Annotated in this window: 24 protein-coding genes; 20 read left to right on the top strand and 4 right to left on the bottom strand. The window is 62.2% G+C overall.

Going from position 1 to position 21403, the window contains the following annotated elements; translation table 11 throughout:
• Positions 1 to 2: 2 nt before the first annotated feature.
• Complete coding sequence (locus ACP7BZ_RS10235; RefSeq protein WP_426113084.1) at positions 3 to 698, top strand: ABC transporter ATP-binding protein; 696 nt, start codon at positions 3 to 5, stop codon at positions 696 to 698.
• Between the two features lie 93 nt (positions 699 to 791).
• A complete protein-coding gene (locus ACP7BZ_RS10230) occupies positions 792 to 2879 on the top strand; it encodes a 3-hydroxyacyl-CoA dehydrogenase NAD-binding domain-containing protein (RefSeq protein WP_426112693.1) in 2088 nt (695 codons plus the stop codon).
• A 125-nt stretch (positions 2880 to 3004) separates the two neighbouring features.
• On the opposite strand, the gene ACP7BZ_RS10225 is transcribed toward ACP7BZ_RS10230, so the two are convergent.
• Positions 3005 to 4705 (bottom strand): MFS transporter, encoded by a 1701-nt coding sequence (locus ACP7BZ_RS10225; protein ID WP_426112691.1) that lies wholly within the window; start codon positions 4703 to 4705, stop codon positions 3005 to 3007.
• A gap of 437 nt (positions 4706 to 5142) precedes the next feature.
• On the opposite strand from ACP7BZ_RS10225, the gene ACP7BZ_RS10220 reads away from it, so the two are divergent.
• From ACP7BZ_RS10220 to ACP7BZ_RS10190, 7 genes are all read left to right on the top strand, one after another.
• A complete protein-coding gene (locus ACP7BZ_RS10220; RefSeq protein ID WP_426112689.1) occupies positions 5143 to 5793 on the top strand; it encodes a PEP-CTERM sorting domain-containing protein in 651 nt (216 codons plus the stop codon).
• 49 nt (positions 5794 to 5842) lie between these two features.
• Entirely contained in the window at positions 5843 to 6145 is a 303-nt protein-coding gene (locus ACP7BZ_RS10215) for a hypothetical protein (protein ID WP_426112687.1), read from the top strand.
• A complete protein-coding gene (locus ACP7BZ_RS10210) occupies positions 6130 to 7308 on the top strand; it encodes an acetyl-CoA C-acyltransferase (protein ID WP_426112685.1) in 1179 nt (392 codons plus the stop codon). Before ACP7BZ_RS10215 ends, ACP7BZ_RS10210 begins: the two co-directional genes overlap by 16 nt.
• A gap of 107 nt (positions 7309 to 7415) precedes the next feature.
• Positions 7416 to 9272, top strand: coding sequence for an acyl-CoA dehydrogenase (locus ACP7BZ_RS10205; protein ID WP_426112683.1), 1857 nt, complete (start codon positions 7416 to 7418; stop codon positions 9270 to 9272).
• A gap of 44 nt (positions 9273 to 9316) precedes the next feature.
• Positions 9317 to 9619, top strand: coding sequence for a Dabb family protein (locus ACP7BZ_RS10200; protein WP_426112681.1), 303 nt, complete (start codon positions 9317 to 9319; stop codon positions 9617 to 9619).
• 1 nt (position 9620) lies between these two features.
• Positions 9621 to 10403 carry an SDR family oxidoreductase gene (locus tag ACP7BZ_RS10195; RefSeq protein WP_426112679.1) on the top strand — a complete coding sequence of 261 codons (783 nt, stop codon included), beginning with the start codon at positions 9621 to 9623 and terminating at the stop codon, positions 10401 to 10403.
• Between the two features lie 13 nt (positions 10404 to 10416).
• The gene (locus ACP7BZ_RS10190; protein ID WP_426112677.1) at positions 10417 to 11322 is read left to right on the top strand and encodes an SDR family oxidoreductase; all 906 of its coding nucleotides are present in this window, start codon (positions 10417 to 10419) and stop codon (positions 11320 to 11322) included.
• Positions 11323 to 11566: 244 nt separating this feature from the next.
• Here the strand turns inward: ACP7BZ_RS10190 and ACP7BZ_RS10185 are convergent, their stop codons facing one another.
• Genes ACP7BZ_RS10185 through ACP7BZ_RS10175 form a run of 3 tightly spaced genes read right to left on the bottom strand, consistent with a single transcriptional unit; the run spans position 11567 to position 13664 of the window.
• On the bottom strand, positions 11567 to 12301 hold the full coding sequence (locus ACP7BZ_RS10185; protein ID WP_426112675.1) for an NRDE family protein: 735 nt from the start codon (positions 12299 to 12301) through the stop codon (positions 11567 to 11569).
• Positions 12292 to 12594 (bottom strand): DUF4936 family protein, encoded by a 303-nt coding sequence (locus ACP7BZ_RS10180; protein WP_426113082.1) that lies wholly within the window; start codon positions 12592 to 12594, stop codon positions 12292 to 12294. The genes ACP7BZ_RS10185 and ACP7BZ_RS10180 overlap by 10 nt, the downstream gene beginning before the upstream one ends.
• A 5-nt stretch (positions 12595 to 12599) precedes the next feature.
• Positions 12600 to 13664, bottom strand: coding sequence for a YgfZ/GcvT domain-containing protein (locus ACP7BZ_RS10175; protein WP_426112673.1), 1065 nt, complete (start codon positions 13662 to 13664; stop codon positions 12600 to 12602).
• 102 nt (positions 13665 to 13766) lie between these two features.
• Between ACP7BZ_RS10175 and mltG the strand changes: the two genes are divergently transcribed.
• The 11 genes from mltG (at position 13767) to ACP7BZ_RS10120 (ending at position 21314) form a co-directional block, all read left to right on the top strand.
• Positions 13767 to 14753: an endolytic transglycosylase MltG gene (gene mltG, locus ACP7BZ_RS10170; protein WP_426112671.1), complete on the top strand. Its 987-nt coding sequence runs from the start codon at positions 13767 to 13769 to the stop codon at positions 14751 to 14753.
• A 4-nt stretch (positions 14754 to 14757) separates the two neighbouring features.
• A complete protein-coding gene (tmk, locus tag ACP7BZ_RS10165) occupies positions 14758 to 15405 on the top strand; it encodes a dTMP kinase (protein WP_426112669.1) in 648 nt (215 codons plus the stop codon).
• A 70-nt stretch (positions 15406 to 15475) separates the two neighbouring features.
• Positions 15476 to 16510, top strand: a complete 1035-nt coding sequence (holB, locus tag ACP7BZ_RS10160) for a DNA polymerase III subunit delta' (RefSeq protein WP_426112667.1) — start codon at positions 15476 to 15478, stop codon at positions 16508 to 16510.
• A gap of 19 nt (positions 16511 to 16529) precedes the next feature.
• Positions 16530 to 16907 carry a PilZ domain-containing protein gene (locus ACP7BZ_RS10155; protein WP_426112665.1) on the top strand — a complete coding sequence of 126 codons (378 nt, stop codon included), beginning with the start codon at positions 16530 to 16532 and terminating at the stop codon, positions 16905 to 16907.
• 76 nt (positions 16908 to 16983) lie between these two features.
• On the top strand, positions 16984 to 17502 hold the full coding sequence (locus ACP7BZ_RS10150) for a GNAT family N-acetyltransferase (protein ID WP_426112663.1): 519 nt from the start codon (positions 16984 to 16986) through the stop codon (positions 17500 to 17502).
• A 42-nt stretch (positions 17503 to 17544) separates the two neighbouring features.
• Positions 17545 to 18327, top strand: coding sequence for a TatD family hydrolase (locus ACP7BZ_RS10145; protein WP_426112661.1), 783 nt, complete (start codon positions 17545 to 17547; stop codon positions 18325 to 18327).
• Between the two features lie 4 nt (positions 18328 to 18331).
• Positions 18332 to 19003, top strand: coding sequence for an ankyrin repeat domain-containing protein (locus ACP7BZ_RS10140; protein ID WP_426112659.1), 672 nt, complete (start codon positions 18332 to 18334; stop codon positions 19001 to 19003).
• 146 nt (positions 19004 to 19149) lie between these two features.
• Positions 19150 to 20067, top strand: coding sequence for a methyltransferase domain-containing protein (locus ACP7BZ_RS10135; protein WP_426112657.1), 918 nt, complete (start codon positions 19150 to 19152; stop codon positions 20065 to 20067).
• 64 nt (positions 20068 to 20131) lie between these two features.
• On the top strand, positions 20132 to 20380 hold the full coding sequence (locus tag ACP7BZ_RS10130; protein WP_426112655.1) for a hypothetical protein: 249 nt from the start codon (positions 20132 to 20134) through the stop codon (positions 20378 to 20380).
• 134 nt (positions 20381 to 20514) lie between these two features.
• Complete coding sequence (locus tag ACP7BZ_RS10125; RefSeq protein ID WP_426112653.1) at positions 20515 to 20715, top strand: hypothetical protein; 201 nt, start codon at positions 20515 to 20517, stop codon at positions 20713 to 20715.
• Between the two features lie 368 nt (positions 20716 to 21083).
• Complete coding sequence (locus ACP7BZ_RS10120; RefSeq protein WP_426112651.1) at positions 21084 to 21314, top strand: DUF6139 family protein; 231 nt, start codon at positions 21084 to 21086, stop codon at positions 21312 to 21314.
• The last annotated feature ends 89 nt before the right edge of the window (positions 21315 to 21403 follow it).

Genomic DNA, 21403 nt, shown 5'->3' with positions numbered 1-21403 from the left:
AGATGCTGCACGTTCAACAGTTGCATGCCTGGTACGGCAAGAGCCATGTCTTGCACGGCGTTGACCTGCGGGTGGGGCAGGGTGAGATCGTCAGCCTGCTGGGCCGCAATGGCGTCGGCCGCTCGACCCTGGTAAAAGCGGTGATGGGGCAGGTCATTGCCACCGGCTCGGTGCGCCTGAAAGGGCAGCAACTGCTGGGCCTGCAAGCGTTTCAGATTGCCCATCTGGGCGTCGGCTACGTGCCGGAAGGGCGCGATATCTTCCCCACACTGACGGTCGAACAAAACCTGCTGCTGGGTGAAAAGGCCAATAAAAAGTCGTCGCGCTGGCGCCTGGCCGATATGTACCGCATGTTTCCCCGCCTGCAGGAACGGGCAGCGGTGGCAGCCGGCGTGCTGTCGGGTGGCGAGCAGCAAATGCTGACCCTGTGCCGCACCTTGATGGGCGACCCCGATCTGATCATGATCGACGAACCGACCGAGGGACTGGCGCCAAAAATTGTCGCGCTGGTGGCTGACTACCTGCTGGCCTTGAAAGAAAAAGGGGTGTCGGTGCTGCTGGTCGAGCAAAAACTGGCGATCGCCCTCGACATTTCCCAGCGCGTCTACGTGATGGGACACGGTGTCATCGTTTTCGAGGGAACGCCCGGCCAGTTGCGGGAAAATACCGCCATTCGCCGCGAATGGCTTGTAGTATAAAAATCAAGCTTGAATAATCGTCTTTTAAAAAAATACGACCGTACTTTTATCGGGTATAGTTGAAGGATTCGATTTAACTGACAAAGGAATAACATGAGCGCTGATTACGTCGTCAATGGCAAGGTTGCTGTCATCACCTTGAACAATCCGCCCGTCAACGGCCTGGGGCTGGCCACGCGCGCAGCAGCGGTCGACGCAATCCACCGCGCGCAGGCGGACGACGCCGTCGAAGCCATCGTCATCACCGGCGCCGGCAAGGCCTTTTCGGGCGGCGCCGACATCAAGGAATTCAATTCGCCCAAGGCGCTGACGGAACCGACCCTGCACACCCTGATCCGGGTGGTCGAGTCATCGACCAAGCCGACAGTGGCGGCGATCCACACCATTTGCATGGGCGGCGGCCTCGAGCTGGCGCTCGGCTGCAACTACCGGGTTGCCGTGCCGGGCGCGCAGATCGCGCTGCCTGAAGTGAAGCTCGGCTTGTTGCCCGGCGCCGGCGGCACCCAGCGCCTGCCGCGCCTGATCGGCCTGGAGCGTGCCATGAACATGGTGGTATCAGGCGTGTTCGTGCCGTCAGAAAAATTTGAAGATACCGCCCTGTTCGACAAGCTGTTCGCCGCCGGCACCGACCTGGTTGCCGAGGCGGTTGCCTTTGCGGGCAGCATTGCTGCGCTGCGGCCGCTGCCGAAAGTGCGCGATCGCACGGTGGATTATCCCCATCACGAAGCCTTCCTGCAATTTACCCGCAACACCGTCAAGGCCATGGCCGGCCCGTATCCGGCCCCCCTCGAGTGCGTGGAAACGGTGGCCGCCTCGGTGACCCGCAAGTTCGACGATGGCCTCAAATTCGAGCGCGAGCGCTTCCTGCAACTGGCGCAAACGAATGAATCGAAAGCCTTGCGCCACGCCTTTTTTGCCGAGCGCAGCGCCAGCAAATTGCCCGACGTGCCAGCCGATACGCCGGTGCGCGCCATCGGCCAGGCCGCCATTGTCGGCGCCGGCACCATGGGGGGTGGCATCGCCATGAATTTCGCCAACGCAGGCATCCCTGTGATCTTGCTGGAAACCAAACAGGAAGCCCTCGACAAGGGCTTGGCGACGATCCGCAAGAATTACGAAAACACCATGAAGAAGGGCAAGCTGACGCAAGAGAAATTCGACCAGCGCGTCGGCCTGATCAGCGGTACCCTCAACTACGAAGCGATTGGCCAGGCCGACATCGTGGTCGAAGCGGTGTTCGAAGAAATGGGTGTCAAGCAGGCTGTGTTTGAAAAGCTCGACCAGGTGATGAAGCCGGGGGCGATTCTCGCTTCCAACACATCGACGCTCGACCTCAACCGTATCGCCGCTTTTACCAAGCGCCCGCAAGACGTGGTGGGCACCCATTTCTTTAGTCCCGCCAACGTCATGAAGCTGCTGGAAATCGTCCGCGGCCAGCACACGGCCAAGGATGTGCTGGCAACCACCCTGGCGCTGTCGAAAAAACTGAAAAAGACGGGCGTGGTATCGGGCGTGTGCGACGGCTTTATTGGCAACCGCATGATCGAGCAGTACAGTCGCCAGGCCGGCTTTTTGCTGGAAGAAGGCTGCCTGCCCGAGCAGGTCGATCAGGCGGTGGAGAAATTCGGCTTTGCCATGGGGCCGTTCCGCATGGGCGATCTGGCCGGCAACGACATCGGCTGGGCCATCCGCAAACGGCGCTACGTGGAAAAACCGCAGATCGTGTATTCGAAAACGGCCGATCTGCTGTGCGAGATGGGGCGTTATGGTCAAAAGACGGGCGCCGGCTGGTACGACTACAAGCCGGGTGACCGCAAGGCGTATCCGAATGCCGCCGTCAACGACATGATCGTCGAGCACTCGGCCGCGCTGGGCCTGGCACGCCGGAAAATCTCCGATGAAGAAATCGTCGAGCGCCTGGTGTTCGCCCTGGTCAACGAAGGCGCCCATCTCCTCGAAGAAGGCATCGCGATGCGCGCCTCCGACATCGACATGGTCTACCTGACCGGTTACGGTTTCCCCGTGTTCCGTGGCGGCCCGATGTTTTATGCCGACACCGTTGGCCTCTACAACGTCAAGGCGGCCATCGACAAATATGCCAGCGGCCGCCATGGCGATGCGTGGACGGCGGCGCCGCTGCTGGTCAAACTGGCTGCCGAGGGCAAGCGCTTTAACGACTGATCGGTGCCTGGCGGCGCCGGCGCCAGCACGTCGTCGGCGCAGCCGCCGACGATGCGTAACAAAAAATGCCGCTGGATCAGCGGCATTTTTCATGACGGCGCGTGGCCGTCAGGGGCAGTCCCCGATTAATCGGCAGCGTAGATATCGTTGTTCTTGGTTTCCTTGACGAACAGGCCACCAATCACGAAAGTAATCACGGCGATGACGATCGGGTACCACAGGCCATAATAAATGTCGCCCTTGAAGGCCACCATGGCGAAGGTGATGGTGGGCAGCAGGCCGCCGAACCAGCCATTGCCGATGTGGTAAGGCAGCGACATCGAGGTGTAGCGGATACGGGTCGGGAACATTTCGACCAGCATGGCGGCAACCGGGCCGTACACCATGGTGACGTACAGCACCAGGATGAACAGGAACAGCACCGTCATTGGCTTGTTGATTTGGGCAGGGTCGGCCTTGGTCGGGTAGCCGGCACCTTTGACAGCGGCGCCCATCTCGGTTTTCAGCGCTGCCAGTTGCTTCTTGCTGGCGGCATCGAAGTTGACGCCCGCTTCATCGAGACCGGCGTTGAACGAGGTGATCACCTTGTCGCCAATTTTGACCGAGGCGAGCGTGCCAGCAGGGGCTTCCTGCTTGGTGAAGGCGACCGAAGCGCCCGTCAGGATACCGGTGGCAATGTCGCACGACGATGGAAATGGCTTGGTCGCAGTCGGGTTGAACTGGAAGTTGCAGGTGGCGGGATCGGCGATCACCGTCACTGGCGAATTTTTCAGTGCCGCTTCCAGCGCCGGGTTGGCGTAGTGGGTAATGGCGCCGAAGATCGGGAAGTAGGTGGCGGCGGCGATCAGGCAGCCACCGAGGATGATCCACTTGCGGCCGATGCGGTCCGACAGGCTGCCGAAAAAGACGAAGAACGGCGTCGCCAGGGCCAGCGCAATGGCGATCAGGATGTTGGCGGTGGGGCCATCGACCTTCAGCGTCTGGGTGAGGAAGAACAGCGAGTAGAACTGACCCGTGTACCACACCACCGCCTGGCCCATGGTCAGACCGACCAGCGCCAGGAAGACGATCTTGGCATTGCGCGGTTGCAGGAACGATTCGGTCAGCGGCGCTTTCGAGGTCTTGCCTTCGGCTTTCATTTTAACGAAAGCGGGCGACTCGTTCATCGACAGGCGGATCCACACCGACACGCCCAGCAGCAGCACCGACACCAGGAACGGCACGCGCCAGCCCCAGGCAGCAAACGCTTCTTCGCCCATGGCAGAACGGGTGCCAAGGATGACCATCAGCGACAGGAACAGGCCCATGGTGGCGGTGGTCTGGATCCACGACGTGAAAAAGCCCCGCTTGCCTTCTGGCGCATGTTCGGCAACATAGGTGGCGGCGCCACCGTATTCGCCACCGAGGGCCAGGCCCTGCAGCACGCGCAGCGTCACCAGGATAATGGGAGCGGCAATGCCGATCGAATCATAGCTGGGCAACAGGCCGACGATGAAGGTGGACGAACCCATGATCAGGATGGTGACCAGGAAGGTATATTTACGGCCGATCATGTCGCCGAGGCGGCCGAACACCAGCGCGCCAAACGGCCGCACGATGAAACCGGCAGCGAAGGTGAGCAGCGCGAAAATGAAGGAGGTGGTGGGGTCGCCCTTGAAAAACTGCTTGCCGATGATGGCTGCGAGCGAACCGTACAGGTAGAAATCGTACCACTCGAAAACGGTGCCGAGGGATGAGGCGAAAATGACCTTGCGTTCTTCTTTGGTCATGCCTGCGGACGATGCTGCTTTTTGTCCGCCAGCGGTCATGCCGGGTGTGGTTGCCATGCTTGTCTCCAATTATGTAATTTTAAAAGCATTCGGCTCTGCGTCCGCGCTGACGTTACTGTTACGTTAACGCTTTGCCGACTCGCAGTGTGAACCGCGAACCTTACGACAAGCTTGCATTTGACCGCACAGCGATCGGCGAAGCAGCGACAGCGGCGGCAACGGGCGCCATCTTAGAGAGCACGGCCACCGCGACAGCACCAGGCAAGGTGCTGCCCCCGTACACCTGTTCGAGTAAGCGGTCGCCACGCCGCCGCCCGCAATGCCCAAGTGCTCCAAATAAATGCCTGAAAAATAATATCCATATCTTGTCGAAAAACCTTACACTTGGGAAACCATTAATGTGTTTCATTACTTTAAGTTATTGATTGTTAATAATTATTTTTTTATGGCATGGATATTGCTCTGGATTCGGCATCAACCACACAGGAAAAACCATGAAAACCGCCAACATCGCTGCACTGCTCACCTCCCTGTTGATGTTCGTATCGCTGACGTCGCACGCCACGATCATCACGGCCTCCGGCAAGTCGTTTGATAACTTGGGTTCCAGCACGGTCGACATGACCACCAAGCTCGAGTGGCGCGACTTTGACCTGAGCAATGGCCGCGCCTATTGCAGCGTTGCTTTAGATACGGGAAGTGCGGTGCCGGCAGTTTGCACGACGTTCGACAACAAGGACCTGATTGCGAACGCGGAAGGCTGGCGCTATGCGTCGAGCGCCGAAGTTGCAGGGTTGCTCAGCGATTGGTTCGGCATCGCCGCACCCGGCCAGTATTCCAGCACCACCGTCAATGCCGCGCTGTCTACCGAATTTCGTGCTGTGTTCGCAAATACGACGGGGAGCATTCGTCCTGACTACCTGCAATACGCGTCCTATGGCCTGCAATCGCTCGGCCTGTACGTCGCCGGCACCAACGTCTCGATGGATATGGCCAACGGTAGCATCAATGACAACTGCTGTGGCCAGGGTGCCATGCTGGTCCGCAACAGCACTGCTGCCGCGACGGTTCCAGAGCCGGCACCGCTGGCACTGTTGGCCTTGAGCTTTGCCGGACTGGCACTGTTGCGTCGTCGCCGCAACTAAGTTGCGCGACAGCCCGCACGGCGGATCTGGGCCACCTGCGGGTGGCCTTTTGCATGCCCTGACGCTGGCCGTTGGAATCGAGCAGCAGTCCGTTGCGCTGCTGCTTCTGCTTCTGCTTCTGCTGCTGCTGCGGATGGTCTGCCCGCAACCATTGCAACAGTCGGTCAGCGACGGCGCGGGCGCGGACCACGCGGACAACTTGTGCACGCCAATCAAGTGCAGCGGCCCGGCGGACCTGGGCGCTGCAGCCCCCCCCATTATTTTGCGAACGACCGTACTTAAATGTGTTATTCTCAACTACAACAACACCGCTAACACATCCTCCAGGAGACTCGCATGCAAGATGCTGTGATCGTATCGACCGCCCGCACGGGCTTGGCCAAATCGTGGAAGGGGGGCTTTAACATGACCCATGGCGCCACGCTCGGCGGCCACGTGCTGGCCGCCGCCATCGAGCGCGCCGGCATTGCCCCGGGCGACGTCGAAGACGTCATCATCGGCTGCGCCAATCCGGAAGGCGCCACCGGCGCCAACATCGGCCGCCAGATTGCACTGCGCGCCGGCTGCCCCGTCAGCGTGCCTGGCATGACGGTCAACCGGTTTTGTTCGTCGGGCCTGCAAACCATTGCGCTGGCAGCCCAGCGCATCAGCGCTGGCGAAGGCGACATCTTTGCCGCCGGCGGCGTCGAGTCGATTTCCTGCGTGCAGCAGGAAATGAACCGCCACATGATTGCCGAAGTCTGGCTCAAGCAACACAAGCCGGAACTGTACTGGCCCATGCTGCAGACGGCCGAGACGGTGGCCCGGCGCTACGGCATCAGCCGCGAGCGGCAAGATGCCTACGGTGTGCAAAGCCAGCAGCGGGCGTCAGAGGCGCGCGCCAATGGCCGCTTCGACCGCGAAATCGTGCCGATGACCACCATCATGGGCGTGGCCGACAAGGCCAGCGGCATGCTGCTCACGCGCGAAGTGACGGTCTCGGCCGACGAAGGTATCCGCGAAGACACCAACCTTGAGGGCGTCGCCAAGATCCGCCCGGCGCTGCCTGGTGGCGTCATCACGGCCGGCAACGCCAGCCAGTTTTCCGACGGCGCCTCGGTGTCGATCCTGATGCGCGCCGACATCGCCCGCGAGCGTGGCCTGGCGCCGCTGGGCATTTTCCGCGGCTTTGCCGTGGCCGGCTGCGAACCGGATGAAATGGGAATCGGCCCCGTGTATGCAGTGCCCAAGCTGCTCAAAAAAGCTGGCTTGAGCGTCGCTGACATCGGCCTGTGGGAATTGAACGAAGCGTTCGCCGTCCAGGTGCTCTATTGCGCCGACACCCTCGGCATTCCGATGGAGCGCCTGAATGTCAACGGCGGCGCGATTGCGGTCGGCCATCCGTACGGCGTCTCGGGCGCGCGCCTGGTGGGCCACGCGCTGATCGAAGGCAAGCGGCGCGGCGTCAAGTATGTGGTCGTGACCATGTGCATCGGCGGCGGTCAGGGCGCCGCCGGCCTGTTCGAAGTCGCCTAAGACGTGTTTGTGCCCGCGGACAGGCGCGAGGCCTGTCCGTGCTGGCCTTACCGTCCTTGCTGTCCCTGCTGTCATGATTACCCACTTCTTACCGTGTGAGCGAGCCCATGTCCTCGACCATTCTCAGCCGTCGCGACCTCGATTTTGTCCTGTTCGAGTGGTTAAATGTGGAAACGCTGAGCGCGCGCCCCCGTTTTGCCGACCACAGCCGCGAGACCTTCAGCGCCGCCCTCGACACTGCCGAGCAGATTGCCAGCGACCTGTTTGCGCCCCACAATAAATTGTCGGACCGCCAAGAGCCGACCTTCGATGGCAGCACCGTAACCATCATCCCGCAGGTTAAGGCGGCACTCGACACCTACAGCGCCGCCGGCCTGATGGCGGCAGGCCAGGATTATGCCTTTGATGGCATGCAACTGCCATCGGTGATGGAAAAAGCGGTGGCGGCTTGGTTCACCGCCGCCAATGTGGCCACCTCGGCCTACCTATTTTTGACCGTTGCCAATGCCAACACCCTGCTCAAGACGGGCACCCCGCGCCAGGTCGAGCAGTTCGTCAAGCCGATGTTCGCCGGCAAATTTTTCGGCACCATGTGCCTGTCCGAGCCGCAGGCGGGCTCGAGCCTGTCCGACATCAGCACCCGCGCCGAAGCCGATGCCGTCGACGGCATCGATGGCGAGCGCCAGTACCGCTTAACTGGCAACAAGATGTGGATCTCTGCCGGCGAGCATGAGCTGGCAGGCAATATCGTGCACCTGGTGCTGGCCAAGATTCCCGGCCCGGACGGCAAGCTGATCCCCGGCACGCGCGGCATTTCGCTGTTTATCGTGCCAAAGTTCGTGCTCGACGACGACGGCAGGTGTGGCGAGCGCAACGACGTCGTCCTCGCTGGCCTGAATCACAAGATGGGCAACCGCGGCACCACCAACTGCCTGCTCAATTTCGGCGAAGGCAAGTTCGCCCCGCAGGGTAAGGGCGGCGCCATCGGCTACTTGGTGGGCAATGTCCACCAGGGCCTGGCCAATATGTTTCACATGATGAACGAGGCGCGCATCGGCGTCGGCCTCGGCGCTGCGGTGCTGGGCGTGACCGGCTATTTGCACGCGCTCGACTACGCGCGCAACCGGCCGCAGGGCCGCCATCCCGCCGAGAAGGACCCGGCGCAACCGCCTCTTGCCATCGTCAAGCATACCGATGTGCGGCGCATGCTGCTGGCCCAAAAAGCCTACGTCGAAGGGGCGCTGGGCCTGGTGCTGTATTGCGCCCGCCTGGTCGACGAGCACAACACGGCAGAGACGCCGGAAGCGCGCCGCCAGGCCGGCCAGCTGCTCGACTTTTTGACGCCAATCGCCAAGTCATGGCCATCGCAATGGTGCGTCGAAGCGAACAGCCTGGCCATTCAAGTCCATGGAGGTTATGGCTACACGCGTGAATACAATGTCGAGCAGTTTTACCGCGACAACCGCCTCAATGCCATCCACGAAGGCACCCACGGCATCCACGGCCTCGACCTGCTGGGCCGCAAGGTGACGTTGCAGGACGGCGCTCTGTTCAAGGCGGTGGGCGCGGCGCTGGCAGTGACCATCGGCGCCGTGCGCTGCGACGGCGATGGCGAACTGCTGCCGTATGCCGACCAGCTGGGCGCTGCCTGGCAGCGGCTGGCCGAGGTGACCGCCCTCCTATATGGCACGGGCGACCTCAACAAGACACTGGCGAATGCCAGCGTGTATCTGGAAGCGGCCGGCCATATTGTCGTCGCCTGGATCTGGCTGCAGCAGGCGCAGGTGGCGGCGCGCACGCTCAAATCGGCCACCAGTGTGCTGGCCGACGGCGATTTTTACCGCGGCAAACTGCAAGCCTGCCGCTATTTTTTCAACTGGGAATTGCCGAAAGTGGCGCCCCAGCTCGACCTGCTGGCCAGCATCGATACCACCACGCTCGACATGCAGGATGGCTGGTTCTAGACCGGCATAATGATTGATACCAAACTAAAAACAAGGGAGACAGCATGCTCAAACACATCGTCATGTGGAAACTGAAAGACCACGCGGAAGGCGCCGACCGCGCCGCCAACGCCATCGAGATGAAACGCCGGCTCGACGCCTGCGCCAGCATCGTCCCCGGCATCCTGTCCTTCGAAGTGCGCCTGGCCCAGGCTGGCCTGGAAGCGACCTGCGATATCGTGCTGTATGCGCAATTTGCCGACAAGGCGGCGCTCGATGCCTACGCATCGCACCCCACCCACGAGGCGGTCAAGCCGTTTATCGGTGCCGTGCGGGCCGAGCGCCACTGCATGGATTACGAGGTCTGACATGCGCACAAGCCAACAATTGTTTTCCCTGCAGGGCAAGACCGCACTGATTACCGGCGGCTCACGGGGACTGGGCTTGCAGATGGCCGAGGCGCTGGGCGAGCAGGGCGCGCGTCTGCTCATTTCTGCCCGTAAGCAGTCCGAACTGGACGAAGCGGTGGCGCATTTGACGGCGCTGGGCATCGACGCCAGCGCGGTGGCCGCCGATCTGGCTGAGCCAGCGCACATCGATGCCCTGGTGGCGGCCGCCATGGCGCAGCTCGGTCACATCGATATCCTCATCAATAACGCCGGCGCCACCTGGGGCGCGCCCGCCGAAGACCATCCGCTCGACGCCTGGGACAAGGTGATGAACCTGAACGTGCGTAGTATTTTCCTGATGAGCCAGGCGGTCGGCAAGGCCTCGATGATTCCGCGCGGCTATGGCCGGATCATCAATATCGCCTCCATCGCCGGGCTGTCCGGCAATCCGCCAGGCACCATGAAAACCATCGCTTACAACACCTCGAAGGCGGCGGTGATCAATTTTACGCGCACCCTGGCCGGCGAATGGGGTGCCTACGGCATCACGGTGAACGCCATCGCGCCCGGATTTTTTCCGTCGAAGATGACCAAGGGCGTACTGGCCGCCATCGGCGAAGACAAGCTGGCGCGCGCCGCGCCGCTCGGTCGCATCGGCGACGCCGAAGACATGAAAGGGGCCACCATCCTGTTCGCATCCGATGCCGGCAAACACATCACCGGCCAGACCCTGGCCATCGATGGCGGCGTCTCCGCCGTCTAAAGGAAGCCATCAAATGAACAATTTTCACGGAAAAGTGGCCGTCATCACCGGCGGCGCCAGTGGCCTGGGCCGCGAATTTGCCCTGCACGCGCACAGCCTGGGGATGCAACTGGTGCTGGCCGATGTGCAGGCCGACGCCCTGGCGCAGACCGCCGCCGAACTGCAGGCGGCCGGCGCCGAACTGATCACGATGATCTGCGACGTCCGCAAGGGCGAGCAGGTGCAGGCGCTGGCGGACGCTGCGATGGCCCGCTTCGGCGCCGTGCACTTGCTGTTTAATAATGCCGGTGTCGGTTCGGGCGGCCTGATCTGGGAAAATTCCGTCGCCGACTGGGAATGGGTGCTCGGCGTCAACCTGTGGGGCGTGATCCACGGCGTGCGCGTGTTCACCCCGCTGATGCTGGCCTGTGCCAAGCGCGATCCCGCTTACCAGGGCCACATCGTCAACACGGGGTCGATGGCAGGCCTGCTCAACGCCCCCACCATGGGTGTCTACAACGTCTCGAAGCACGCCGTGGTGAGCCTGTCGGAAACCCTCTACCACGACCTCGACCTGGTCGGCGCCCCGATTCGCGCCTCGGTGCTGTGCCCGTATTTTGTACCGACCGGGATTTCGCAGTCGCACCGCAACCGCCCGGCCGACGTCAAGATGACGGCCGGCCCCACCGCCAGCCAGGTGGCCGCGCAAGCGATGACGGTCAAGGCGGTCGAATCGGGCAAGGTGTCGGCCAGCGACGTCGCCCGCCTGACGTTCGAGGCGATCGCCGACGGCCGGTTTTATATTTATTCGCACCCGGGCGCGCTCGCTTCGGTCAGCAGCCGCATGGACGACATCGTTGAGGCGCGCAATCCGGCCGACCCGTATGCGGCCACGCCGCATGTGCGCGAGATGCTGCGCGCCAAGATGGGAATTGCTTAGGTGTGCAGTGAGGGCGCACTGAGGTCGAACTGACCTCGCAAGCTTGAGCTTAGCCACAGCTTCACTGCGCATTGCCACTACTGCAATGTTGCAGTGACCGGCACACGGGGGCTGGCAAGCACAAGGATGGTGCAATAAAGTCGGTTGACCAGGACGGCATTGTCAGAAACTACCGGCTGCGCGTGGCCGCAGCGTGCATCGCCGGTTGAGCGCGTGCTGGTACACAAATAAGTGTCGCGCTTGCTTACTGGCGCACCTTCTCATGCAGCTGCGACGGGGCGTCGGCATACAGCTTGACCACCGTCGAGGCGCGCGTGCCATAGCCGGGCGACTCGATGCACACGGCAGACAGCATGCGCTCGAGGGCGATCTCGATGCCGGTATCGGGCAGACGCAGGTCGGGTGCCCGGGTGGTGTCGGCCAGCATTTCAAAATACGCATCTTCAGGCGCGCCCTGGCACAGCAGACTGGCGAATTCGGCCTTGGTGCGCACCACCTTCGGCCACGGCGCATCGAGTAAACCGTTGGAAATGCCGTAGATGCCCGGCGCAAGCGGCTGACCGTTGCGGGCGTCGCCCGCGCCCCGGTTCGAAAACCAGTACAGCGCGCTGCTGTCGCCCAACACCAGATTAAAACCGTTATAGGCATCGGCCGTGCCCGCCAGAGAAGCCAGGTAGTCGGGCGCCGACATGCTGCCAGCCAAAAAATCGGCAACCAGCGCACCGCGCGAGGGGGCGTCCAGGCGACGTTCGTGCGGGCCGCGGATATTCGTCAGCGCGGCGAACTTGCCGCCGCTGGCCTCGGTGGTGATGCCCATCCAGCTGCCGCCGCCTTTGAGGTCGCGGCCGGCATAAATGGCCGGATGCTCCGGCCATGGCGCGGCGGCCCGGGTGGGCCGGTCGTAAAACTCATCGCGGTTGGCGCACGCCACCAGTGGCGCACCGGGCACCACCTGCCAGGCAAACACGATCAGGCACATGGCAGCGCTCCGCCCGGTTCAAGATCAATAAACACTTCCGTGTGGCGGCTGCCGGCGGTCAGTTCGCTCAGCGCGGCGGCCAGCACGGCGCCGTTCAAGGTGGCCTGAAACCCGGCCTCGACGCCGCCGTAGATTTCCATCCAGGTCTGGCGGCCATCGACGCTGCCGGGCCGGCGCTTGAGCTGGCCGAGGCCGAGGCCGGCCTGCATGGCGCGCACGCGCACGGCCAGTGCGGCGGCATCGCTGTCGGCCACCTGGTAATAGATATACAGGTCTTGCAGGGGCGCGCGCATGCCGCTCACACGTCGATCGCGTCGAGTGGGTAGGGCATCGGCAAGAAGCGCAGCGCAGGGCAATCTACGTCGGCGCCGCCCAGCTGCACGCTGGTGCCGTCGAGCACGGCAAGCTTGAGCTCGACCAGCAGATCGGTCCCGCCAGCGCCATTGGCGGCGGCGTTGACCACCATGCCGCACGGCTGCGACGGATCGCTGGTGGCGAACACTTCCATGCCTGCTGCGGCAGCGCTGGCGACGGTGGCCAGCGCGGTCCTGCGCTTGAGCTTGCCCAGGTACTGGCTGCGGGCGACGATTTCCTGCCCTGGATAACAGCCTTTTTTAAAATTGACCGCACCGAGCAGCTCGAAATTGACCATTTGCGGGACGAACTGTTCCTGGGTCGCCACGCTGATCTCGGGCACCCCGGCGTGAATCGACGACAAGGCCCAGGCCTGTTCACCGCCCAGCGCCAGGCGCGCGCGCAAGAGCTCGATGGCGGCGCGCGCGTGGGTTGGCGTGGTCAACCACAGGAAACGGGGGGCACCGAAGGCATCGGCGAGACGGATCACGGTGCCCGATGCGGTGTCGAGCCTGGCATATGGCGCCGCTGGCACCGGCAGCTGGGCCGACTGCAGGGCGCTGGTGGCTGCCGCGCCGCCCAAGCCCAGCATGACCACACCGTCGCTGACGTCTTGCAGCCTGGCCTTGGCGCGCATGACGAACATCGACAGGCGCTTTTGCAAGGCCGGCTGCAAGGCGCGCGGCAGCATCAAATAAATGGTGTCCGCGCTGCGCCACAGCAGCAGGCTGGCCAGCAGGCGGCCTTTGGGCGAACAGTAACCGGCCAGCCGCGCCTGGTCCGTACCCAGATGGAGCACATCATTGGTCAGCTGACCGTGCAGAAAACTGGCGCCATCGTCGCCGCTAACGCCAATCAAGCCACTGCCATCGAGCACGGCGACGAAGCCGCTGGCGAGCTGGCCGGCAGTCAGTTCGACATGCTGCAATTGAACGCCGTTGGCGGCGGTGGCGGCAGGCGCGCTATCATCGCTGCCGATGGCTGCCAGGTAATCATTCCAGTGGTCCATAATTTCCTGAATACTTTCTATCTAAAGCATTATCATTACGGGTTCATTATAAAGATGTCGCGCCATTCCCGCCGGACAGCCAGAAAAACCAAAAGAATACGCATGGGCTTGCTAAATAAACTGTTTCTAACCGTTACCGTCGGCAGCGTGGCCGCCGTCGCCGCGTTCAGCTGGTGGGCCGGGCGGCCGTTGACCGAGGGCGGCGCGCCCATCCCGTTCACCGTGCTCGCTGGCAGCAGCGTGGGGGCCGCTTCACAGCAAATCGCCGAGGCAGGCGTGCCGCTCAACCCCTTGCTGTTTTCCGTGCTGGCACGGGTGACCCAGAAAGCGGCCCGCATCAAGGCCGGCAGTTACGAGCTCAATCCCGGCAGCTCGCCGCGCCGCCTGCTCGGTCAGCTGGTGCGGGGCGAATTTGCCCAGGAGTCGCTGACCATCATCGAAGGCTGGACCTTCCGCCAGATGCGTCAGGCGGTGGCCGCCAACGAGGGATTGCGGCACGAAACGGCGGCGCTGTCGGACACCGAGCTGATGCAAAAACTCGGTTCCGATTTCAGCAAACCGGAAGGCCTGTTTTTTCCTGACACATATTTGTTTGCCAAGGGTTCGCCCGACCTGCAGATTTACCGGCAAGCCCACAGCATGTTGCTCAGCCACCTGGACACGGCGTGGAAAGCGCGCGATCCAAGCCTGCCGTACGCCACGCCGTATCAGGCGCTGACGATGGCGTCGATCGTCGAAAAGGAAACCGGTAAGAAATCCGAGCGCGCCATGATCGCCGGCGTGTTCGTCAACCGCCTCAAGAACGGCATGCTGCTGCAAACCGACCCCACGGTCATCTATGGCATGGGCGCCAGGTACGAGGGCAAGATCCGCAAGCGCGACCTGGAAACCGACACCCCGTACAATACCTATACGCGCAGCGGCCTGCCGCCGACGCCGATCGCCTTGCCTGGCCTGCAATCGCTGGCCGCTGCCATGCAGCCAGCCAAGACCGACGCCCTGTACTTTGTCTCGCGCGGTGATGGCACCAGCAAGTTTTCCCCCAATTTGAACGAGCACAACAAAGCCGTCAATCAATACCAACGCTAAGCGCATGACATCTGACCACTCTGTTCCCGCCGCTGTTGCGCCCCTTGCCGGCAAATTCATCAGTTTTGAGGGCATCGATGGCGCCGGTAAATCGACCCACATCGGCTTTGTCGCCGAGCTGTTGCGCGCCCACGGCAAGACCGTGGTGTGCTCGCGCGAACCGGGTGGCACGCCGCTCGGCGAAGCCTTGCGCGAGGTCTTGCTGCGCCAGGCCATGCACCTGGAAACCGAAGCGCTGCTGATGTTCGCCAGTCGCCGCGAGCACATGGCGCAAGTGATCGAACCGGCACTGGCGCGCGGCGACTGGGTCATTTCCGACCGCTTTAGCGATGCCAGTTTTGCCTACCAGGGTGGCGGCCGTGGACTCGACCGCAGCCGCCTGGAAGCGCTCGAGCAGTGGGTCCACCCGCACCTGCAGCCAGACCTGACACTGCTGTTCGATGTGCCGCTCGACGTCGCCCGTGCGCGCCTGGACGCCACCCGCACGCTCGACAAATTCGAGCAGGAGCAGGCCGCGTTCTTTGCCGGCGCACGCCAGGAATACCTGCGCCGCGCTGCCCAGTTCCCCACGCGCATCGTGGTGGTCGACTCAACCCGCAGCATCGACGCGACCCGCGCCGCACTGACTGCAATTGTTGAGACATTACTTTAAGTGTGGTCAATTGAACATTTTCGGAGTTTATGCGCTGCCTGCAAAAGCAGCTGCAAGTGATTGAATCAAAATGAATAGTGCAATTTATCCATGGCACGCTCAAGCCTGGCAGCAACTTCAAGTACTACGTGAACGTTTGCCGCACGCCATCCTTTTCCACGGCGAGGCGGGCACTGGCAAATCCGGCTTCATCGAAGCGTTCGCCCAGTCGCTGCTGTGCGAAAACGTCCAGGCGGAGGGCTTTGCCTGCGGCGCCTGTGCATCGTGCGGCTGGTTCGTCCAGCACAATCACCCCGATTACCGCCGCGTGCGGCCGGAAGCGCTCGAGGACGATGGCGCCGCCGAAGGCGAGGAGGGCGCGGACGACAAAAAATCGAAGGCTGCCAAGACGCCATCGAAAGACATCAAGATCGAGCAGATCCGCCAGCTGGCCGACTTCATGAATATCTCCACCCACCGCCAGGGGTTGCGGGTGGTGGTGCTGTATCCCGCCGAAGCGCTCAACACGCCCGCCTCGAATGCCCTGCTGAAAACGCTGGAAGAGCCGCCGCCGGGCACGGTATTCCTGCTGGCGTCAAATGGACTCGATCGCCTGCTGCCCACCATCCTGTCGCGCTGCCGCAAATTTGCCCTGCCATTGCCCGAGCACGGCGCCGCCCTGGCCTGGCTGACCGCCCAGGGCGTCGACCAGCGCGACGCTGACAGCTGGCTGCGCGAGCAGGGTGGGGCGCCGCTGGCGGCACTGGCGCAGTCGGAGGCGGGCAACCGCGAAGAACTCGAGCTGCTGCTGGGCATCCTGGCCCGACCGAGCGCCGAAGCGGCTCTGAAGCACGCTGATAAACTGAGCAAGATGTCGCTGTCGACCATCGTTTCTTGGCAGCAGCGGTGGTTGTACGATCTACTTTCGGTCAAAATGTCGGGCAAGTTGCGTTATTACCCGCGCTACCACAAGGACCTTGCGGCCTTGGCCGCCACAGTGCACACTGTGAAACTATTGCACGCAATAAAGAATACCAATGAACGCAGAGCGACATCGGATCATCCCTTGTCGCCGAAACTATTTGTAGAAGCAATGCTGCTCGATTACGCTGCAGATTGCAGTTGAGGACCGTGAAAGGAATGCGATGACTGGCAATCCCAATGAACAAGGTGGCGCCGCCCCCCCCCGGCCTTCTGTACTGTCGCTGGCGATCAAGGAAAAAGCGGCGCTGTATGCCGCTTATATGCCATTTCTGAAAAATGGCGGGGTATTCGTTCCCACTGCCAAGCCATACAAGATTGGCGACGAGATTTACCTGATCCTGGCGCTGATGGACGACCCCAACAAGTATCCGATTGCCGGCAAGGTGGCCTGGATCACCCCGGCGGCGGCCAATAACAACAAGGCGCAGGGGATCGGTGTCCATTTTCCAGACGATGAAACGGGCCGCCGCGCGCGCCTGCGCATCGAAGAAATCCTCGGTGCCGCGCTGCGTTCGTCGCGCGCCACCCACACTTTATAAGCGGCTTGCAGGTAGCCGACTGCCGCCGTTGTTGCGTTCACAGCTCCCTTCTTTCACCTGACCCGAAGCCCCGTTCATGTCGTCCTACGTCCACCGCCTTGCCCGCCGCGCCGATCTGCCCGTCATCGTCGAGATTTACAATTCCACCATTGCCTCACGCGAAGTGACGGCCGATACCGAGCCGGTCAGCGTGGCCTCGCGCGAGCCGTGGTTCGACGCCCATGAGCCCGAGCGCCGCCCGCTGTGGGTGATCCACGCCGCCGCCGACGACAGCGCCGCCCCGGCCATCGTCGGCTGGATGTCGTATTCGAATTTTTATGGCCGGCCGGCCTATTCGGGTACCGCGGAAGTGTCGATCTACATCGCCGAAGCCTGGCGCGGCAAGGGCATCGGCAAGTACTGCCTGCAAGCAGCGATCGACCATGCGCCGAACATCGCCGTGCACACGCTGCTCGGATTTATCTTCGGCCACAACGCACCGAGCCTGGCCCTGTTCGGCAAGTTTGGTTTTGCTACATGGGCGCAGCTGCCGCGGGTGGCCAATCTGGACGGTGTCGAGCGCGATCTGATTATCCTCGGCAAGCGCGTCGCCTGAGCGATATTGGCGGTGACGCCGTGGCCGGGCTACAATCGCGCCATGTATATCGACTCCCACTGCCATATCAATTTCCCCGAGCTGGCCGCTCGCATGCCCGAGCTGCTCGCCAAGATGGCGGAAAACCAGGTCAGCCACGCCTTGTGCGTCTCGGTTGACCTGCCCGATTTTCCCCAGGTCCTGGCGCTGGCCGAGCAATATCCCCATATCTATGCCTCGGTCGGCGTCCATCCCGATTACGAAGACACGCCGGAACCGAGCGTCGACCAGCTCGTGGAACTGGCGGCGCACCCGAAGATCGTCGCCATCGGCGAGACCGGGCTCGATTATTTTCGCCTGCAGGGCGATCTGGAATGGCAGCGCGAGCGCTTTCGCACTCACATCAAAGCATCAAGAATCACCCGTAAGCCATTGATTATTCACACAAGAGCGGCCAGCGCCGACACCATCCGCATCATGCAGGAAGAGGGCGCCGGCGTCGCTGACGGTGGCGTTGGCGGGGTCATGCATTGTTTTACCGAGTCGCTCGAGGTGGCCGAGGCTGCCATTGCGATGGGGTTTTATATTTCGTTTTCCGGCATCGTGACCTTTAAAAGCGCCAGGGATTTGCAGGCGGTGGCGCGCGCGCTGCCCCTTGAACGCATCCTGATCGAAACCGATTCGCCCTACCTGGCACCGGTGCCGTTTCGCGGACGCATGAATGAACCCGGCTACGTGCGCCACGTGGCGGAATATCTGGCCACCCTCAAAGACCTGCCGCTCGACCAGGTGGCACGCCAGACGACGGATAATTTTTTCAATTTATTCAAAGGCCTGCATGCATAATCTCATGCGAATTATCAGTATTAAGTTGCTCCTTGCAGGGGCGCTGGCAGCGCCCTTGGCCAGCTCGGCGGCAGCGCCCGAGCGCGACCAGTTGACCCGATACTTTCGTTCCTTGCAGATGGATGACGCCAAAACCGTGGTGCGGATGGTCAATGAGCGGCAGGTCAATCCGAACCAGGCCGATCCCCGCAGCGGCGAGAGCGGCCTGATTGTCGCCCTGCGCGAGGGCGCCTCGACGGTCGCCAGTGCGCTGGTGGCGATGCCGGGGCTCGATCTGGAAGCGACCGCACCGAACGGCAACACGGCGCTGATGATGGCTGCCTTTAAACACAATCTGCCGCTGGTCAGGGCGCTGCTGGCCAAGGGGGCGCAAGTGAACCGGCCCGGCTGGAATGCCCTGCATTTTGCCGCTGCCGCCGGCGATGACGCCATCACCGGCTTGCTGTTAAGCCACGGGGCCGCCATCGATGCGCGCGCGCCGGCTGGCTTCACGGCGCTGATGCTGGCGGCGCGCGAAGGGCAGACGTCGACCGTCGCCGTGCTGCTCGAGGCGGGCGCGGATGCCGCCTTGACCAACAGCGAACAGTTGAGCGCCGCGCAGATTGCCGCGCGGGCGGAGCAGCCGGCGATCGCCGCTGCCATCGACGCCTTCGGCGCCCGCCAGCGCCGGCAATAACATGCCGCATGGGTATCGCACGAAGTGGCAGGTAAAACCGCGATAGCTCGACGCATCGGCGGGCGCGCTTGTTGCCGATAATGGAACGGTCGATCTGCCAGCATTGGCGCCGACCTTTCCTGCCACCGCCGCCCCCCGAGGACCCCATGCTCAACGAACGCGAAATCGAATCCTGCTACCTGGGCCAGTTCATCCCGGTTCATTACCATCACAATATGCTGATGGACCAGAACCGCATGCACGGCTTCAAGTCGGCAATCAATTACGCCGTCAAGCCAGGCGCCAAAGTCCTCGAACTCGGTGGCGGCACCGGCGTGTTGTCATGGTTTGCCGCGGCCAAGGCGTCGAAGGTCTGGTGTGTCGAGTTCAATCCCGACATGGTCAAGGAAGCGCGCAAGATGCTGGCGCTGAATCCGAACGGCGAGCGCGTCGAGGTGGTTCATGCCGATGCCTTCGAATACCTGCCGCCCGAGCCGGTCGATGTGGTGATCTGCGAAATGATCCACGTCGGCATGCTGCGTGAAAAGCAGGTCGAGGTGATGGAATCATTCAAGCGCCGTTACCTGGCCCGCTTTGGCGGACCGTTGCCCCTGTTCCTGCCCGAAGCGGTGATCATGGCGGTGCAGCCGCTGCAGCAGGAATACGATTTCGAGGGCTTCTATGCGCCCATCGTGCAATTTCAGGAAACCACGGTGATTCACCCCGGCATCATCGAACTGGCGGCGCCCGCCGTCTACAGCGTGCTCGATTTCAGCCAGCCGACCGACACCCAGATTGCCTGGGCCGGCCAGTTCCGCGCCGAAAAATCAGGCACGCTCAATGCCCTGCGTTTTATCACCAAGAATATCCTGGCCGTGGTGGCCGAAGAATCGAGCACCATCGACTGGCTGAACCATTACATGAGCCTGCCGCTGGCGACAGCCGTCACGGTGCGCGCGGGCGATCTGATCGACGTCAGTTTCGCCTATCGTTGCGGCGGCTCGCTGCCGTCGCTGCAGGCGGCCATGAGCGCCAGCGTGGTCGTCGACGCGCTGGTGGCAGCGCGCACGCCGCTGTTTGCCTGATCCGGCCTGCTGCCCACCATGGCGATCGCTTAAAATACGGCTTTGATCCCTTTTGAGCATTGCCATGGAAAACCTCGATCAGCGTTACCTCGTTCAGCAAAACAAGATCGCCGAAGGCGACAGCAAGCCGCCCGTGTTCGCCAAGGTCATGCGCGGCAAGGATGGCAGCTTCGAAGGCGTGTCCTTCATCAAGAACAAGGACAAGGCGACCGTCATGACGGTTGCCGAAGCCCAGCAGGCGATCGACTGGTCGACCAGCAAAAAGCCGAACGCGCGCGACTACAGCACCCGCATCATTTGCCTTGGGCAATAGCGCGGCCCCGCCCCGCCTGTCTCGCGCCCCCGCCAGCGAGGCGCGTCAATCGGCCGTCTGTCGCGCCGCTGTTGCGCCGCCGCTCCGGCTGCCGTAGATTGCAGCCATTGATCCGATGGTCAGGGGAGGGTGCGATGATGGGTTTATTGTTGTGGCTGCTGCTGCTGTTGCTGTGCTGGCCGCTGGCCTTGCTGGCCCTGTTGCTGTATCCCTTGATGTGGCTGCTGCTACTGCCGTTTCGCCTGATCGGCATCACCGTCGACGCCGTGTTCGAACTGCTGCGGGCGATCGTCATGTTGCCGGCGCGCGTGCTGCGTGGCGGTCACCGCCGCTAGGAAGGCACTGATGTATTCTGGCGGATGGAATCGGTCACGAAAGCATTTTTACGAAAACGCAGCCCGGCAAGGCGCGATACCGTAGACATGCCGGGGCATGGCGAGGATTTGCAACGCAGCTGGGCGCTTTTTTCGTGTGCCGGGGCCGCCGTCATGAATTAATTAGTGCTTCCCTGGTGTGGTGAATCAGATTAGCAACACAGCTGGACGCTTTTTTAGGTTGCCCAGTCCGCGTTCATGAATGAATCAGTGATTGCCCAGCCCCTCGTCCTGTGTGCTATGCATAACAGACAAAAACGCCGAGTGCGCGTAAGGTGAACCTCGATTCCAGGGCCAACCGGCATCCCGGATTTTATCGAGGAAACATTATGCGTTTAGATATTTACCGCAGAGCGGAACACGACGGCAAGTTCTCTTATCTGGCCGTGCCTGAAACGCGCGACATTCCCGAAGAAGCCACCAACACCGACTGGGAAGTTGAAGCCAAAGCCGTCGAAGTGGACGATGGTGCCGAAAAGCTCGAGCACTACCACCTCGACCACGTCGCCGCCCAAATTGCCGAAAAAGGCTATGCGGTGACGGCGCTGCAGCTGCAGTAAATTCGCCACAGCTGGCTTGCCGGGTGCCTGTGGCACCCCGGCCAGCCAGTGCCACCGATAGATGCGCTACCGCGCAAGCTCGGTGGCGC

It is taken from the genome of Massilia sp. PWRC2 (assembly GCF_049896725.1).
Taxonomy (GTDB): domain Bacteria; phylum Pseudomonadota; class Gammaproteobacteria; order Burkholderiales; family Burkholderiaceae_D; genus JAFCUW01.
The sequence above is the reverse complement of the archived record's forward strand: the minus strand, read 5'-3'. Positions and strand labels throughout refer to the sequence as shown.

Coding starts and splice junctions, on each gene's coding strand:
- ACP7BZ_RS10135 (WP_426112657.1), top strand. CDS start 19,150: ATGCTCAACGAACGCGAAATCGAATCCTGCTACCTGGGCCAGTTCATC.
- tmk (WP_426112669.1), top strand. CDS start 14,758: ATGACATCTGACCACTCTGTTCCCGCCGCTGTTGCGCCCCTTGCCGGC.
- ACP7BZ_RS10210 (WP_426112685.1), top strand. CDS start 6,130: ATGCAAGATGCTGTGATCGTATCGACCGCCCGCACGGGCTTGGCCAAA.
- ACP7BZ_RS10190 (WP_426112677.1), top strand. CDS start 10,417: ATGAACAATTTTCACGGAAAAGTGGCCGTCATCACCGGCGGCGCCAGT.
- ACP7BZ_RS10145 (WP_426112661.1), top strand. CDS start 17,545: ATGTATATCGACTCCCACTGCCATATCAATTTCCCCGAGCTGGCCGCT.
- ACP7BZ_RS10185 (WP_426112675.1), bottom strand. CDS start 12,301: ATGTGCCTGATCGTGTTTGCCTGGCAGGTGGTGCCCGGTGCGCCACTG.
- ACP7BZ_RS10220 (WP_426112689.1), top strand. CDS start 5,143: ATGAAAACCGCCAACATCGCTGCACTGCTCACCTCCCTGTTGATGTTC.
- ACP7BZ_RS10140 (WP_426112659.1), top strand. CDS start 18,332: ATGCGAATTATCAGTATTAAGTTGCTCCTTGCAGGGGCGCTGGCAGCG.
- ACP7BZ_RS10230 (WP_426112693.1), top strand. CDS start 792: ATGAGCGCTGATTACGTCGTCAATGGCAAGGTTGCTGTCATCACCTTG.
- ACP7BZ_RS10195 (WP_426112679.1), top strand. CDS start 9,621: ATGCGCACAAGCCAACAATTGTTTTCCCTGCAGGGCAAGACCGCACTG.
- ACP7BZ_RS10205 (WP_426112683.1), top strand. CDS start 7,416: ATGTCCTCGACCATTCTCAGCCGTCGCGACCTCGATTTTGTCCTGTTC.
- ACP7BZ_RS10225 (WP_426112691.1), bottom strand. CDS start 4,705: ATGGCAACCACACCCGGCATGACCGCTGGCGGACAAAAAGCAGCATCG.
- ACP7BZ_RS10130 (WP_426112655.1), top strand. CDS start 20,132: ATGGAAAACCTCGATCAGCGTTACCTCGTTCAGCAAAACAAGATCGCC.
- ACP7BZ_RS10175 (WP_426112673.1), bottom strand. CDS start 13,664: ATGGACCACTGGAATGATTACCTGGCAGCCATCGGCAGCGATGATAGC.
- ACP7BZ_RS10180 (WP_426113082.1), bottom strand. CDS start 12,594: ATGCGCGCGCCCCTGCAAGACCTGTATATCTATTACCAGGTGGCCGAC.
- holB (WP_426112667.1), top strand. CDS start 15,476: ATGAATAGTGCAATTTATCCATGGCACGCTCAAGCCTGGCAGCAACTT.
- mltG (WP_426112671.1), top strand. CDS start 13,767: ATGGGCTTGCTAAATAAACTGTTTCTAACCGTTACCGTCGGCAGCGTG.
- ACP7BZ_RS10200 (WP_426112681.1), top strand. CDS start 9,317: ATGCTCAAACACATCGTCATGTGGAAACTGAAAGACCACGCGGAAGGC.
- ACP7BZ_RS10150 (WP_426112663.1), top strand. CDS start 16,984: ATGTCGTCCTACGTCCACCGCCTTGCCCGCCGCGCCGATCTGCCCGTC.
- ACP7BZ_RS10120 (WP_426112651.1), top strand. CDS start 21,084: ATGCGTTTAGATATTTACCGCAGAGCGGAACACGACGGCAAGTTCTCT.
- ACP7BZ_RS10155 (WP_426112665.1), top strand. CDS start 16,530: ATGACTGGCAATCCCAATGAACAAGGTGGCGCCGCCCCCCCCCGGCCT.
- ACP7BZ_RS10235 (WP_426113084.1), top strand. CDS start 3: ATGCTGCACGTTCAACAGTTGCATGCCTGGTACGGCAAGAGCCATGTC.
- ACP7BZ_RS10125 (WP_426112653.1), top strand. CDS start 20,515: ATGATGGGTTTATTGTTGTGGCTGCTGCTGCTGTTGCTGTGCTGGCCG.